Origin of the sequence: Agromyces bauzanensis, assembly GCF_014645655.1 — a bacterium.
Lineage (GTDB): Bacteria > Actinomycetota > Actinomycetes > Actinomycetales > Microbacteriaceae > Agromyces > Agromyces bauzanensis.
This window is the reverse complement of the sequence record NZ_BMMD01000005.1, coordinates 130,203-144,218: the sequence shown is the minus strand read 5'-3', so window position 1 is coordinate 144,218 and position 14,016 is coordinate 130,203. Positions and strand designations below refer to the sequence as shown.

The 14,016-nt window shown below is 71.7% G+C and carries 14 protein-coding genes; 9 read left to right on the top strand and 5 right to left on the bottom strand.

The window, feature by feature from the left end; genetic code table 11:
* Nucleotides 1–205 precede the first annotated feature (205 nt).
* The 3 genes from IEX31_RS06430 to guaA are packed head-to-tail and all read left to right on the top strand — an operon-like array spanning nucleotide 206 to nucleotide 3,162.
* Nucleotides 206–1,132 carry a S1C family serine protease gene (locus tag IEX31_RS06430; RefSeq protein ID WP_188742612.1) on the top strand — a complete coding sequence of 309 codons (927 nt, stop codon included), beginning with the start codon at nucleotides 206–208 and terminating at the stop codon, nucleotides 1,130–1,132.
* 9 nt (nucleotides 1,133–1,141) lie between these two features.
* Nucleotides 1,142–1,582: a DUF3817 domain-containing protein gene (locus IEX31_RS06425; protein WP_188742611.1), complete on the top strand. Its 441-nt coding sequence runs from the start codon at nucleotides 1,142–1,144 to the stop codon at nucleotides 1,580–1,582.
* On the top strand, nucleotides 1,579–3,162 hold the full coding sequence (guaA, locus tag IEX31_RS06420) for a glutamine-hydrolyzing GMP synthase (protein WP_188742610.1): 1,584 nt from the start codon (nucleotides 1,579–1,581) through the stop codon (nucleotides 3,160–3,162). Before IEX31_RS06425 ends, guaA begins: the two co-directional genes overlap by 4 nt.
* Nucleotides 3,163–3,386: 224 nt before the next feature.
* Here guaA and IEX31_RS06415 read toward each other — a convergent pair whose 3' ends face one another.
* Nucleotides 3,387–3,800 carry a hypothetical protein gene (locus IEX31_RS06415; RefSeq protein ID WP_188742609.1) on the bottom strand — a complete coding sequence of 138 codons (414 nt, stop codon included), beginning with the start codon at nucleotides 3,798–3,800 and terminating at the stop codon, nucleotides 3,387–3,389.
* Entirely contained in the window at nucleotides 3,797–4,156 is a 360-nt protein-coding gene (locus IEX31_RS06410) for a phosphotransferase (RefSeq protein ID WP_188742656.1), read from the bottom strand. Before IEX31_RS06410 ends, IEX31_RS06415 begins: the two co-directional genes overlap by 4 nt.
* Nucleotides 4,157–4,214: 58 nt before the next feature.
* Here IEX31_RS06410 and IEX31_RS06405 point away from each other — a divergent pair, with 58 nt between their 5' ends.
* A complete protein-coding gene (locus tag IEX31_RS06405; RefSeq protein WP_308423481.1) occupies nucleotides 4,215–4,577 on the top strand; it encodes a Rossmann-fold NAD(P)-binding domain-containing protein in 363 nt (120 codons plus the stop codon).
* Between the two features lie 109 nt (nucleotides 4,578–4,686).
* Here IEX31_RS06405 and IEX31_RS06400 read toward each other — a convergent pair whose 3' ends face one another.
* On the bottom strand, nucleotides 4,687–5,490 hold the full coding sequence (locus IEX31_RS06400) for a Bax inhibitor-1/YccA family protein (RefSeq protein ID WP_188742607.1): 804 nt from the start codon (nucleotides 5,488–5,490) through the stop codon (nucleotides 4,687–4,689).
* A gap of 149 nt (nucleotides 5,491–5,639) precedes the next feature.
* Here IEX31_RS06400 and IEX31_RS06395 point away from each other — a divergent pair, with 149 nt between their 5' ends.
* From IEX31_RS06395 to IEX31_RS06375, 5 genes are all read left to right on the top strand, one after another.
* Entirely contained in the window at nucleotides 5,640–6,761 is a 1,122-nt protein-coding gene (locus IEX31_RS06395) for a glycerophosphodiester phosphodiesterase family protein (protein WP_188742606.1), read from the top strand.
* Nucleotides 6,762–6,917: 156 nt separating this feature from the next.
* Nucleotides 6,918–9,368, top strand: a complete 2,451-nt coding sequence (locus tag IEX31_RS06390; RefSeq protein WP_188742605.1) for an ATP-dependent helicase — start codon at nucleotides 6,918–6,920, stop codon at nucleotides 9,366–9,368.
* A gap of 119 nt (nucleotides 9,369–9,487) precedes the next feature.
* Nucleotides 9,488–10,897: a ferredoxin reductase family protein gene (locus IEX31_RS06385; RefSeq protein WP_188742604.1), complete on the top strand. Its 1,410-nt coding sequence runs from the start codon at nucleotides 9,488–9,490 to the stop codon at nucleotides 10,895–10,897.
* Nucleotides 10,894–11,457, top strand: coding sequence for an FMN-binding protein (locus IEX31_RS06380; protein ID WP_229662150.1), 564 nt, complete (start codon nucleotides 10,894–10,896; stop codon nucleotides 11,455–11,457). The genes IEX31_RS06385 and IEX31_RS06380 overlap by 4 nt, the downstream gene beginning before the upstream one ends.
* Complete coding sequence (locus IEX31_RS06375; RefSeq protein WP_188742603.1) at nucleotides 11,457–12,302, top strand: FAD:protein FMN transferase; 846 nt, start codon at nucleotides 11,457–11,459, stop codon at nucleotides 12,300–12,302. Before IEX31_RS06380 ends, IEX31_RS06375 begins: the two co-directional genes overlap by 1 nt.
* On the opposite strand, the gene IEX31_RS06370 is transcribed toward IEX31_RS06375, so the two are convergent.
* Together IEX31_RS06370 and IEX31_RS06365 are read right to left on the bottom strand one after the other, a co-directional pair.
* Complete coding sequence (locus tag IEX31_RS06370) at nucleotides 12,271–13,095, bottom strand: DUF72 domain-containing protein (RefSeq protein ID WP_188742602.1); 825 nt, start codon at nucleotides 13,093–13,095, stop codon at nucleotides 12,271–12,273. The genes IEX31_RS06375 and IEX31_RS06370 overlap by 32 nt on opposite strands.
* 10 nt (nucleotides 13,096–13,105) lie before the next feature.
* A complete protein-coding gene (locus tag IEX31_RS06365) occupies nucleotides 13,106–13,828 on the bottom strand; it encodes a VIT1/CCC1 transporter family protein (protein WP_188742601.1) in 723 nt (240 codons plus the stop codon).
* Between the last annotated feature and the right edge of the window lie 188 nt (nucleotides 13,829–14,016).

Below are 14,016 nucleotides of genomic sequence, written 5' to 3'. Positions count from 1 at the left end.
GCGGTGGCGGCGTGGAGCTGCGAGAGTGCCCCGCGACTGCGACTGCTCGCCAGTGTCGCCGCGAGCGTCCCGACCATCGCCGCAGCCCACACCAGTCCAAGACCGACGGACCCGGCCACAGTGCGATGAGGATCACCGGCGACTGACGGTTCCGCCTGCGGCGAACCGGGGGAGCAAGCCGCTCCAGCGGGTCCATGATCGTCGTGTGGAGACCGAAGACCCACTCGACGCCTACTCGAGGGTCGTGACGCGTGTCGCGAGCACCGTGCTGCCGAGCGTTGCGAGCCTCGCCGTGCGCTCACCGCGCGGCGAGGGCGCGGGGAGTGCGAGCGTCATCTCCGACGACGGCCTCCTGCTCACGAGCGCGCACGTCGTCGTGGGCGCCCGCGCGGCGGAGGCGACGTTCTCCGACGGCACGTCGGTCATGGTCGACGTCGTCGGCCGCGACGTGCTCTCCGACCTCGCCGTGCTGCGCGCCCGTGGACCGGTGGCCGCGGCGGTGCCGCTCGGTGATGCGGCCGCGCTGCGCGTCGGCCAACTCGTTGTCGCACTCGGCAATCCGATGGGTCTCGCGGGCAGCGTGACGGCCGGCATCGTGTCGAACCTCGGCCGTTCGCTGCCGACCGCGTCGGGTCGCGTCATCGACGAGGTGATCCAGACGGATGCCGCGCTGAACCCGGGCAACTCGGGCGGCGTGCTCGCCGACGGCGCCGGGCGCATGGTGGGCGTGAACACGGCCGTCGCCGGGATCGGGCTCGGTCTCGCGGTGCCGATCAACCGCGGGACCCGTGAAATCATCGAGAAGCTCACCACGACCGGGCGGGTGCGCCGGGCCTGGCTCGGCATCGTCGGGGCCCGGGTGCAACTCGCGCCCGAGCTCGCGGCGCGCGTGGGGTCGCCGACGGGACTCCAGGTGGCAGGGGTGGCGCCCGGCAGCCCCGCCGAGCTCGCCGACATCCACCGCGGCGACATCGTCGTCTCGCTCGACGGCAACGACGTCGTGACATCGACCTCGATCCAGAAGCTCATGGTCGAGGACGCCATCGACCGCCAGGTCGAGATGACCGTGTGGCGCAACGGCGCCCTCGTCGACGTCTTCGTCGTGCCGCGGGAGCTCGTCGACGCGCCGTAGACTGGACGCATGCCCCTCGAGCCGAAACTCGCCGATCTGCCGCGCATTCGCGGGGCGCTCCGCTTCTACCAGGTGGCCGCGGTCATCACCGGCGTGCTGCTCCTCGCGCTGACCGGCGAGATGATCATGAAGTACGCCTTCGGGCTCGAGCTCGAGCTCGGCGGGCCGCAGGGATTCCTCGCGTTCGTGCCGGGGGAGACCATCGCCGCGGTCAACCTCTCGACCGGCATCCTCATCGTGCACGGGTGGTTCTACGTCGTGTACCTGTTCAGCGACTTCCGCCTCTGGAGCCTCATGCGCTGGCCGTTTCCGCGGTTCATCGTCATCGCCCTCGGCGGCGTCATCCCGTTCCTCTCGTTCATCCTCGAGGTGCGGATCGCCCGCGAGGTGATCGCCTACCTCGAACGGCGGGAGTCGGCTGCCGCATCCCCCGTGGAGGCCCAGCAGTGACCGACCAGCAGACCGAGCAGCGGCCCGTGCTCGTCGTCGACTTCGGCGCGCAGTACGCGCAGCTGATCGCGCGGCGCGTGCGAGAGGCATCCGTCTACTCCGAGATCGTGCCGCACACCATCACGGCCGATGAGGTGCGCGCGAAGAACCCCGTGGGCATCGTGCTCTCCGGCGGCCCGTCGTCGGTGTACGAGCCGGGGGCGCCGTCGCTCGACGAGGGCATCCTGCGACTGGGCGTGCCGACGCTCGGCATCTGCTACGGCTTCCAGGTGATGGCGCAGCAGCTCGGCGGCGAGGTCGCGCACACCGGCCACCGCGAATACGGGTCGACCGCCGTCACGGCCCGCACCGACGACGACAACGCGCTGCTCGCCGGCCAGCCTCAGGCGCAGACGGTGTGGATGAGCCACGGCGACTCGGTGGCCCGCGCGCCCAAGGGCTTCGAGGTGCTCGCCTCCACCGCGGCCACGCCCGTCGCGGCGTTCGCGAACGACGAGCAGGGCCTCTACGGGGTGCAGTGGCACCCCGAGGTGAAGCACACGCCGTTCGGCCAGGAGGTCATCGAGAACTTCCTGCACCGCGCGGCCGGCATCCCGGCCGACTGGAACTCGGGCAATGTCATCGCCGAGCAGGTCGAGCGCATCCGGGCCCAGGTCGGCTCCGCGCGCGTCATCGCGGGACTCTCGGGCGGCGTGGACTCGGCCGTCGCGGCCGCGCTGGTGCACGAGGCGGTCGGCGACCAGCTCGTGTGCGTCTTCGTCGACCACGGGCTCCTTCGCAAGGGGGAGCGCGAGCAGGTCGAGGTCGACTACGTCGCCGCCACGGGCATCCGCCTCGTCACGGTCGACGCGGTCGACGCGTTCCTCGACGCGCTCGCCGGGGTCAGCGATCCCGAGGAGAAGCGCAAGATCATCGGGCGTGAGTTCATCCGGGCGTTCGAGCGGGCCGAGCGCGACCTCGTGGCCGAGGCCGAGGCCGACGGCGAGCCCATCCGGTTCCTCGTGCAGGGCACGCTCTACCCCGACGTGGTGGAATCGGGCGGCGGCACGGGCACCGCGAACATCAAGAGCCACCACAACGTCGGCGGCCTGCCCGACGACCTGCAGTTCGAGCTCGTCGAGCCGCTGCGCACGCTCTTCAAGGACGAGGTGCGCGCCATCGGCCGCGAGCTCGGGCTGCCCGAGGCGATCGTCGGCCGGCAGCCGTTCCCGGGTCCGGGCCTCGGCATTCGCATCGTCGGCGAGGTCACCCGCGACCGGCTCGAGGTGCTGCGCGAGGCCGACGCCATCGCTCGCGCGGAGCTCACGGCGGCGGGCCTCGACCACGAGATCTGGCAGTGCCCCGTGGTGCTCCTCGCCGACGTGCGCTCGGTGGGCGTGCAGGGCGACGGACGCACCTACGGCCACCCCATCGTGCTGCGCCCGGTCTCCTCGGAGGATGCGATGACGGCCGACTGGACGCGCCTGCCCTACGACGTGCTGGCGCGCATCTCGAACCGCATCACCAACGAGGTGCGCGAGGTGAACCGGGTCGTGCTCGACGTGACGTCCAAGCCGCCGGGCACCATCGAGTGGGAGTGACCCGCCGCGTGGCGGGTTGAGGAGGCCGCTCGCGGTCGTCTCGAAACCCGTGCGATCGGAGCGCCCGGCTTCGGTCGAGCACCTGATGGCGTGTCGAGTCGAAGGAGATTCGCGTCGACACGCCGTCGTCGGCTCGGCGTGTCGTCTGAAGCGTCCTTCGACTCGTCACAGGGGCCGGCGGACGCTCATGGTCGTGACGGCCAGTCGGCAGCGGATGCCGATCCTCAGCGACGGTGCGAGCCCAGCCGGGTGACGGCGAATGCCACGAGGAGGCAGCCGACGCCGAAGAGCACGCCGTGCGCGATGCGCATCGCGGGCGGGGTGAAGAACTGCGGCAGCACGAGCACGAGACCGGCCGCGAACACGACGCCCGTCCGCGCCCAGGGCACTCGGGCGCGGGACATCGCGATGGCCGCGAGCACCCCGGCCACCGCGACGAGCAGCAGCCCCACGCCGAACAGCGCGATCGCCGTCGGTCGTTCGCGCAGCGCCTGGACCTCGTCGAGGAGGCTCGCGTCGCCGCGTCGCAGGGATGCCTCGGCGAAGGTGCGGATGCCGAGGATCTCGGCGCCGTAGTACAGCGCCGCACCCGCGGCGCCGATCCACGCGAAGGCGGTCGACCAGGTGAGGAGGGTCACCCGCGGCCGCGCGCCCACGCCGCGTCGTCGGCGCCCGATGACTCGCGGAACGTGCGGCGCGCCCCGCCGGCGAACAGCGTCCACGCGGGAGTCAGGTCGGCGGCGGGATCGCCGAGCCCGAGCGCGCCCCAGTCGAGCACCGCGGTGAGCCGGTGGCCGTCGGCCAGCAGGTTGCCGGGAAGCAGGTCGCCGTGCAGCCACACGGGCGGGCCGGCGTGCGGCGCCGCGTCGAGTGCCGCCTCCCAGGCATGCACGACCGATGGCGCGTCGATGCGGTCGCCCGCAGCCGTGATCGCCGTGCGCACCTCCGCGTCCAGCGGGGCGAGCGGTACGCCACGCGACGATCCGGTCTTCACCGCGCGAATCCTCGAGCGACTCCTGCCGGCGCTCCTCGAACGGGCGCCCCATGCCGTCTTGATCCTCGACTGGCGCGGCGGCGAGCCGTTCTCGGCCGCGGAGCTCGACGACATCGCCCGCGAGGTGCGGGATGCCGCACGCACCGTCATCCGTGGCAAGGGCGCCACGGACTACGCCGTCGGCCTCGCGGGTGCGCGCATCGTCGAGGCGGTGCTGCGGGACGTGCGCGCCGTCATGCCCGTGAGCACAGTGCTCGGCGGCGTGCACGGACTCGAGGACGTCGCGCTCTCGGTTCCCTGCGTCGTGGGCGGCGACGGCGCGGTCGCGATCGAGGAGACGCCGTTCTCGCCCGAGGAACGGAGGCCGCTGCACGCGTCGGCCGGCGCCATCCGCGCGTCGGTGGATGCGCTCGGGCTCTGAGCGCGTCCGGTGCGCGGTGGGTGCTCGGGCGAGGCGCCCCGGAAACACGGAACGGCCGCCCGAAGACGGCCGTTCCGTGGTGCGACGCGAGCGCCGCGACATCCGTTCGCTAGTCGCGCGCGATGGCGAGGAAGCGGAGGATCTCGAGGTACAGCCAGATGACGGTGACCATGATGCCGAAGGCACCCGACCAGCCGTACTTCTTCGGGGCGCGGTTGCGCACGCCCTGCTGGATCGCGTCGAAGTCGAGCACGAGCGAATACGCACCCATCAGGATCACGAGCACGCCGATGACGAGGCCGAGCGGGATGCCGAAGATCTCGGCACCGAGAAGGCCCCACGGGTCGGTGTTGACGCCCGTCCAGATGAGGATCATGTTGACGAGCGAGAACACCAGGTAGCCGACCATGGCGATGAGGAAGATCTTCGTGGCCTTCTTCGACGCGCGCACCTTGCCGCTCGCGAAGAGCGCGAGCGTCACGCCGACGACGGCGAGCGTGCCGATCACGGCCTGGGCCACGATGCCGGCGTATGCCGCCTCGAACATGAGCGAGATGCCGCCGAGGAAGATGCCCTGCGCACCCGCGTAGGCGAGGATCAGCGCGGGCGACGGCTCGCGCTTGAAGATGTTGACGAGCGCGAGCGCGAAGCCCACGATCGCGCCGACCCAGAACAGCCACGGCATGGCGGGCGTCACGAGCCAGCCGACGGCCGCGCCGACGAGCAGCACGGCGAATGCGCCGGCGGTCTTGGCGACCGTGTTCTCGACGGTCATGACCTCGCGGTCGGGCAGCGTCGCGGGCTGGTTGTACATCTCCTGGAGCTGCTGGGCCGACACGTTCTTTGCGACGGCGGCGGCTCCCTGCGATGAGAAGGCGGAATTCCGCGAGAATGCGGGATTGTCGAGAGCCATGGGGTTCCTCTGCTTTCGGCTGTCGTCGGTGCGGGGGCGGGTGCGGCATCCGTGCCACTCGCCCAATGTACCCGTCGTATCCGTGTTAACGCCTTGAGTTCGGCGCGGATTCCCGCGGCAGTGCGGAGCCGGGTGGCTACGCTGGGCCCATGCTGCAGGACACCGCGGGGCACCCGCTCGTGATCGGGCACCGCGGTGCGTCGGGCTACCGTCCCGAGCACACGCGCTCGGCCTACGATCTGGCCTTCGTTCTCGGCGCCGACGCGGTCGAGCCCGACATCGTGGCGACGCGCGACGGCGTGCTCGTGCTGCGTCACGAGAACGAGATCTCGGGAACGACGGATGTCGCGACGAGGCCCGAGTTCGCGGGCCTCCGCACGACGCGGGAGGTCGACGGCCGGTCGCTCACCGGCTGGTTCACCGAGGACTTCACATGGGCCGAGCTCGCGACGCTCCGGGCCACGGAGCGGCTCGGCGCGCTGCGGCAGGAGAGTGCGAGCTTCGACCGCCGGTACCCGCTGCTGCGGTTGCGCGACCTGTTCGAGCTCATCGACGCGGCGGCCGACGAGCACCGGCGGATGCTGCGGATGGTGGCGGAGTTCAAGCACGCGACCCATTTCGCCGAGCTCGGACTCCCGCTGGACGAGCTGTTCGTCGCCGAGCTCGAGGCGGCGGGGTGGGGGCGAGGCGACGAGCGGCTCATCATTGAGTCGTTCGAGCTCGACCTGCTCGATCGACTGCGCGCCCGCGGCATCCGCGCTCCTCGGGTGTTCCTCATCGAGGCGACCGGCGCGCCGTACGACCTCCTGCGCGCGCACGGGCGCGGGGCCGCCCGATACGACGACTTCGCCACCGAGGCCGGGCTCCTCGGGCTCGCCGGCCGCGTCGACGGGGTGAGCGTCGGCAAGGGTCGGCTCATCGGAGAGCTCCGGTCGACGTCGGCGGAGGATGCGGCCAGGGAGAACATGGAGCGACGCGCGAGCGGCCTCCTCGTCGGTGGTGGGCTCGTCGACGCGGCGCACTCGGCCGGACTCCGCGTGTACACGTGGACGCTGCGCCCCGAGAACCGATTCCTCGCGCGCGGCTTCCGCCGCGGTTCCGCGAGGGCGGCGTTCGGCGACTGGCTCGGGGAGTTCACGCTGCTCATCGACACTGGCGTCGACGGCATCTTCGTCGACCACCCCGATCTCGGCGTCGAGGCGCGCACTGTGGCCGCGGCGGCCGACGTGGCATCCGCTCGCTCTCGGCGCCCCGACGTCCGCCGCTCGTGACGCCCACCGGGTCATGCCATGTTTCCGTTTGCGCGCGAGGTGTCCGGGGGAGTGGGCACCTCCCGCGGGAACGGAAACATGGGTGGGTGACGGGCGAGGGCGGTGAGGGCGCGCGAAGGCACGGGTGTCGGATGCCGCGCCTACACTTGATGGGACATGACGCTGATCCTCGACCCCGACGACCCGGCCGGCTGGCGCGAGGCGCCCACCGCGACCTCCGGCTCCCGCCTCACCGAGGGCCTGAACCCCGAGCAGCGCGAGGCCGTCGAGTTCCGCGGCCAGGCGCTCCTCATCGTCGCGGGCGCGGGGTCGGGCAAGACGCGCGTCCTGACGCACCGCATCGCGAGCCTCATCGAGAGCCGCGAGGCGTGGCCGAGCCAGATCCTCGCCATCACGTTCACGAACAAGGCCGCGGCCGAGATGCGCGAGCGCGTCGAGGCATTGCTCGGCGAGGGGGCATCCGGCATGTGGATCTCCACGTTCCACTCGGCGTGCGTGCGCATCCTCCGGCGTGAGGCCGAGGCGATCGGCCTGTCGTCGACGTTCACGATCTACGACTCGGCCGACCAGCGCACCATCCTGAAGCGCATCATCAAGGAGCTCGACGCCGACACGCTCGGCTTCACGCCCGCGAACGCCCAGGTGAAGATCTCGAAGCTCAAGAACGAGCTCGCCGACGTCGAGTCGTACGCGCGCAACGTGAACACGAACGACCCTGCCGAGGTGATGTTCCTCGAGATCTTCCGGCAGTACACGCGCCGGCTGCGCGATGCGAGCGCGCTCGACTTCGACGACCTCATCTCCGAGACCGTGTACCTGTTCCGTGCGTTCCCCAAGGTCGCGTCGCTCTACCAGCGGCGGTTCCGGCACATCCTCGTCGACGAGTACCAGGACACCAACCACGCCCAGTACGCGCTCATCCGCGAGCTCACGCAGCCGATCCCGGCCGACCGTGTCGTCGAGATGGGCGAGCACGGCGTGAACGTGCGCGCGTTGACGGATGCCTCGGGCGGCATCCCCGGGGCCAGCCTCACGGTGGTCGGCGACTCCGACCAATCCATCTACGCGTTCCGCGGCGCCGACATCCGCAACATCGTGGAGTTCGAGCGCGACTTCCCCGGCGCGAAGGTCGTGCTGCTCGAGCAGAACTACCGGTCGACGCAGAACATCCTGAGCGCCGCCAACGCCGTCATCTCGAACAACTTCGACCGCAAGGAGAAGAAGCTCTGGACGGCCGACGGCGACGGCGACAAGATCACCGGGTACACCGGCTATACCGCCCACGATGAGGCGCAGTTCGTCGCCGACGAGATCGAGGCGCTGCACCGGTCGGGCGTCGCCTACCGCGACATCGCCGTGTTCTACCGCACCAACGCGCAGACCCGTGCGCTTGAAGAGATCTTCGTGCGATCGGCGCTGCCCTACCGCGTGGTGGGTGGCACCAAGTTCTACGAACGCGCCGAGATCAAGGACGCCATGGCCTATCTCATCGCGGTGGCCAACCCGCTCGACGAGCTGGCCCTCCGCCGCATCCTGAACACGCCGAAGCGGGGCATCGGCCCCGCCACCGAGACGGCCATCGCGAGCTTCGCCGAGCAGAACGCGCTGACGTTCCGGCAGGCCATGCGCGCGGCCGACGGCCTCGGGCTCGGGCCCAAGGTGACCGCCGCGATCACCGGGCTCGCCGACCTGCTCGACGAGGCCGCCGCCATGCTCGTGCCCAACGCCGAGGCCATCGCGGCCGGTACCAACGAGGGCGCCGCGAAGGTCAGCGACGTACTCGTGTTCCTCGTCGAGCGGTCGGGCCTCATCGACGCGCTGCGCAACAGCCGCGATCCGCAGGACGAGACCCGCGCCGAGAACGTCGAGGAGCTCGTCGCGCAGACCCGCGACTTCGACCGCGAGAATCCCGGTGCGACACTCGTGGACTTCCTCACGCAGGTGTCGCTCGTCGCCGCGGCCGACGAGCTCGACGACGCATCCGGAACCGTGTCGCTCATGACCCTGCACACCGCCAAGGGCCTCGAGTACCACGCGGTGTTCCTCACGGGCCTCGAGGAGGGCCTGCTGCCGCACCAGATGTCGGCCTCCGAGCCCGGCGGCCCGGCCGAGGAGCGTCGGCTCTTCTACGTGGGCATCACCCGCGCTCGCAAGCGCCTCTACCTGTCGCTCGCGATGAGCCGTGCGCAGTTCGGCGAGGTCGCCGTCGCGATGCCGAGCCGGTACCTGCAGGAGATCCCCGAGGGGCTCATCGACTGGAAGCAGTCGCCCGGCATGGCCACGAGCCGTGGCGGCACGCAACCCCGCGCGCTCAACGCCCGTCGGCCGGGCGGCGCCTGGGGCACGCGCGACCGCGACCTCGAGCGCTACAGCGTCACGAAGAGCGCCGCGCCGAGGGCCGAGTGGGCGAACCGGGTCACGGGCACCGTGCGCGACAACGGCGACCTCACGCTCGAGGCGGGCGACCGCATCCGCCACGTCGACTTCGGCGAGGGGCGCGTCACGCAGGTGACGGGCGAGGGCACGAAGCGCATCGCGCACGTCAGCTTCGACACCGCGGGGCAGAAGAAGCTCCTCATCAAGATCGCGCCCATCGAGAAGCTCTAGGAGATCGGCGTTCGACGAGACCGCCGGCCGGCTCGATCGCATGCGAGCACGTGGGAGTTCACAGGCCGCACCCAGTTGACGCATCGGGCACGGATAGGCCCGCCGCGCACCATGGGGACATGGCTTTCCTCGTTCACGACGCCCGGCACCTCGAGCGGCGGGCCCGCCCGGCGCCAGGGCCCGAGCGTGACCGGACTGCCCGCCGGCTCTGGCGCGTCGACCTGCTGCAAGCGGCGGCCGCGGCATCCGTGGCCATCACGATCGCCCTCTTCCTCGCCGACGGCGGCGCCGCACGGTTCGGCGACCCCGGCGCCGCACTGACCTCGCTCGGCATCATCGCAGGCCTCGTCGCCACCGACCTCGTGTTCGTGATGCTCCTGCTCGCCGCGCGCGTGCCGCTCATCGAGCGCGCCGTGGGGCACGACGCCGCGATGGCGTTCCATGGCAAGCTCGGCAAGCCCGTCATCTACCTGCTCATCGCGCACGGCGTGCTGCTGCTCGCGGGCTACGCCGTCGCCGACGGCGTCGACCTCGTGGCCGAGGCCATCGCGATCTGGTCGCTGCCCGACCTGCCGCTCGCGATCCTCGGGTTCGCGCTGTTCGCCTTCGTGGTCGTGACCTCGCTCGTGGCCGTGCGCCGCAGACTTCGCTACGAGGCGTGGCACCTCATCCATCTGCTCGTCTACGTGGCCGTGCTCGCGGCGCTGCCGCACCAGTTCAGCACCGGCGCGCTCTTCGCCGAGGGCACGTGGCAGCGCGGGTACTGGCTGGCGGTGACGATCCTGACCCTCGGCGCGGTGGCCGTGTACCGGGTGCTCGTACCGGTCGTCGCGACCCTCCGGCACCGGCTGGTGGTCGAATCGGTCGAGCGCCTCGACGACGGCGTCGTCTCGATCACGATGCGGGGCGAGCACCTCGAGCGGCTGCACGCGACGGGCGGGCAGTTCTTCGTGTGGCGGTTCCTCACGCCCGGACAGTGGTGGCAGGCGCATCCCTACTCGCTGTCGGCGGCGCCGCAGGGGCAGCGGCTCCGCATCACGGTGCGCGCGCTCGGCGCGGGGTCTGCGGGCATCGCCGACCTGCTGCCCGGCACGCGCGTCGCCATCGAGGGCCCGTACGGGATCTTCAGCGAGGCCTCCCGCAGCCGGTCGCGGCTCGCGCTCGTCGCGGCGGGCATCGGCGTGACGCCCATCCGATCGCTGCTCGAGTCGGCCTCGTTCCGGCCCGGTCAGGCGACTGTGGTGCTGCGCACGCAGGAAGCCACGTCTGGGTGGCTGCTCGACGAGATCCGCGCGATCTGCCGCGACCGCGGCGCGACGCTCATCACGGTGCCGGGTTCACGCGGCAGCGGTTGGCTGACGGATGCCGCGGAGCGCGAGGGCCTGGCGCTGAGGAACCTCGTCCCGCGGCTCGCCGACAGCGACCTCTACGTGTGCGGGCCCCGTGCCTGGTCGGAGGGCGTCCTCGCGGAGGCCCGCGCCGCGGGCCTGGCGCCCGAGCAGATCCATCACGAAAGGTTCGACTGGTGAGACGACGCGCAGCGGTCCTGGCCTCGGCGGCATCGGCCGTGGTGATCCTCGGCGGCTGGCAGCTCGGTGCGATGAGCGCCGTGACGTCGCCCGTCGTGCAGGGGAGCGCGGGCACCGGGGGCGGTTCGAACTCGGCGACGGATGCCGCGGCATCCGGTGCCGACGCCGGCACGGGTACCGGCAGCAGCACCGGATCGGCCACCGGGAGGTCGGGCACGAGCACCGGCGCGGGCGCCACGGGCGGTGCCACCGCCACGGCGCCGCAGGCCGCGGCATCCGGGATCGACGGCACCTACACCGGAGCGACCATGTCGACCCGGTTCGGGAACGTGCAGGTGCAGGTGACGGTGTCCGGCGGCGCGATCACCGACGTCAGCGCGCTGCACCTCACCGACGCCGACCGCCGGTCGGTGCAGATCAGCAACCGGGCCGCGCCCGTGCTCCGCAACGAGGTGCTGCAGGCGCAGTCGGCCTCGGTGTCGATGGTGAGCGGTGCGACTTACACGAGCATGGGGTACCTGCGTTCGCTGCAGTCGGCGCTCGACCAGGCGGGCTTCTGATGGAGTCACCGCTCGGCGCGTTCCCCGCCATGGGCACCGTCGTGAGCGTGCGGCTCGGCGAGGTGGAGGTGGAACTGCCGACCGATGGCGCGCTCGTCGATGGCGCGCTCGCCGACGGCGCGCTCGCCGCGGCCGATGCCGCCTTCGCCCGCTGGGAGGCGCGCTGCAGCCTCTTTCGTCCGTCATCCGAGCTCAATCGGGTCAACCGCGGTCAGCTTGCACTCACCGACGCGAGCCCCGAGGTGCGCGAGGCCTACGCGATCGCGCTCGACTGGCGGGCGCGCACGGGCGGCGCATTCACGCCGCATCGGGGCGACGGCGCGATCGACCTGAACGGCGTCGTGAAGGCGCTCGCGATCGCCGAGGCGGGGGTGGCGATCGAGCGGGCGGGCTTCGCACGCTGGGGCATCGACGCGGGCGGCGACGTGCTGGTCGCGCCGGTCACCGCGGGAGCGACGCCGTGGCAGGTCGGCATCGTCGATCCCGCCGACCGCCGGTCGATGCTCGCCGGCGTCGACCTCGGCGCACGCCGGCTCGCGGTCGCGACGTCGGGCAGTGCCGAGCGGGGCGACCACATCTGGACAGCGCCCGGGGCAGGCCCCAGCCCGTTCTCGCAGGTCAGCGTGGCGGCCCGCGACATCCTGACCGCCGACGTGCTCGCCACCGGCATCGTCGCCGGCGGCCACGACGCGCTCGACGAGTTCGCCGAGCGCTTCGACGTCGACGTGCTCGCCGTGCAGAGCGACGGCACCCTGCTCGCGACGCCCGGATGGCCGCGCTCCGCGGCCGCCGTACCCCCTTCGGCGGCCGCGGTCACCCGCCCGGCCGCGGCACCCGCGCGATGAGCGCCATCGCATCGAACGGTGCGCGCACCTTGATGTCGTTGTCGAAGTACACGTAGGCGTCGCGCCCGGCCTCGACGTGGGCCGTGACCCAGGCCGCCCAGCGATCGAGCGACGCGTCGTCGTAGCCCGAGGCGTACAGTTCCTCCTCGCCGTGCAGGCGTGCGTAGGCGAAGTCGGCGGTGGTGCGGTCGAGCCGTGGGTAGCGTCCGGCGGTGTCGGCGGTGACGGATGCCGCGTGGTGCCGTTCGAGCAGCGCGATCCAGTCGTCGCTCTCGAACGACGGATGCCGCACCTCCACGGCGTGGCGCAGGGGCGCGTCGGCGCCCACCGAGAACGACGCGCGCCCCGACATCCGCTCATCGTGGCCCGATGCGAGGGTCGCGGCATCCGCTCGCGACCGGGGCAGCCGGCCGAGGAACGCGTCGAGCAGCGCCTCGTCGTAGCGCAGGGTGGGCGGCAACTGCCAGAGGATCGGGCCGAGCTTCGTGCCGAGGTCGAGCACGCCCGAGGCGAAGAAGTTCGCAAGCGGCGCGTCGATGTCGCTCAGCCGCTTGAGGTGCGTGATGAAGCGCGGGCCCTTGACCGCGAAGACGAAGCCGTCGGGTGTGGCGTCTCGCCAGCGATGCCAGCTGGCGGGCCGCTGCAGCGAGTAGAACGGGCCGTTCAGCTCGATGGAGGTGAGGCGCTCGGCCGCGTAGGCGAGCTCGTCGGCCTGGCGTAACCCCTTCGGGTAGAAGACGCCGCGCCACGGCCGGTAGCGCCAGCCGGAGATGCCGACGCGCGCCTCGGCCACGGCGCCGGCCTTACGAGGTGGCGACGCCGAGGAGGGCGCCGATGCCCCAGGTGACCGCCAGCGCGAGCGTGCCGCCGATCACGAGGCGCACCATGGCGCGGGTCTTCGGGCCGCCGCCGATCCAGGCGCTCAGCCAGCCTGTGATGGCGAGTGCCACGATGACCGCGATGAACGTGGTGGCGATGCGCCACTCGGCCGGCGGCAGCAGGATGGCGAGCATCGGCAGCACCGCGCCGGCGAGGAACGATGCCGCCGACGCCCACGCGGCGTGCCACGGGTTGACGATGTCCTCCTGGTCGATGCGGAGCTCGACCTCGAGGTGCGCGGCCAGCGCGTCGTGCGCGGTGAGTTCCTCGGCGACCTTCTCGGCGGTTCCGGCCGAGAGCCCCTTCGCTCGGTACAGCCCGGCCAACTCCTCGAGCTCCTGCTGCGGCATGGTCTCGAGCTCCCAGCGCTCCTTCGCGATGTACGCGTGCTCGGTGTCGCGCTGGCTGGAGACCGACACGTACTCGCCGAGGCCCATCGAGATGGCCCCGGCGGTGACCGATGCCACGCCCGCGATGAGGATGGGTCCGACATCCGTCGTGGCGGCGGCGACGCCGACCACGAGCGCCGCGACCGAGACGATGCCGTCGTTCGCGCCGAGCACGCCGGCCCGAAGCCAGTTGAGCTTGGAGTGCACGCGCACGTCGTGAGGGTCGGTGCGATGGATCGGCTCGGTCTGATCGGTCATGCTGGAAGTCTCGCACCGGCCCGGCCACAGCGCCAGCATGGTGGGGCTGTCCTACGGTTCGGAGCGTTCGTCGATGCGGAGTACCATGGTCGTCGGCCCGTATATCTCGATATCGAGAGAGTCATGGCCGGGCCGCACCCCACCAGCACCTGTGCGCGATCGCGCGTGCGGATCGATTGGAAGTAGAG

Coding starts and splice junctions, on each gene's coding strand:
- IEX31_RS06425 (WP_188742611.1), top strand. CDS start 1,142: ATGCCCCTCGAGCCGAAACTCGCCGATCTGCCGCGCATTCGCGGGGCG.
- IEX31_RS06400 (WP_188742607.1), bottom strand. CDS start 5,490: ATGGCTCTCGACAATCCCGCATTCTCGCGGAATTCCGCCTTCTCATCG.
- IEX31_RS06395 (WP_188742606.1), top strand. CDS start 5,640: ATGCTGCAGGACACCGCGGGGCACCCGCTCGTGATCGGGCACCGCGGT.
- IEX31_RS06390 (WP_188742605.1), top strand. CDS start 6,918: ATGACGCTGATCCTCGACCCCGACGACCCGGCCGGCTGGCGCGAGGCG.
- IEX31_RS06385 (WP_188742604.1), top strand. CDS start 9,488: ATGGCTTTCCTCGTTCACGACGCCCGGCACCTCGAGCGGCGGGCCCGC.
- IEX31_RS06375 (WP_188742603.1), top strand. CDS start 11,457: ATGGAGTCACCGCTCGGCGCGTTCCCCGCCATGGGCACCGTCGTGAGC.
- IEX31_RS06365 (WP_188742601.1), bottom strand. CDS start 13,828: ATGACCGATCAGACCGAGCCGATCCATCGCACCGACCCTCACGACGTG.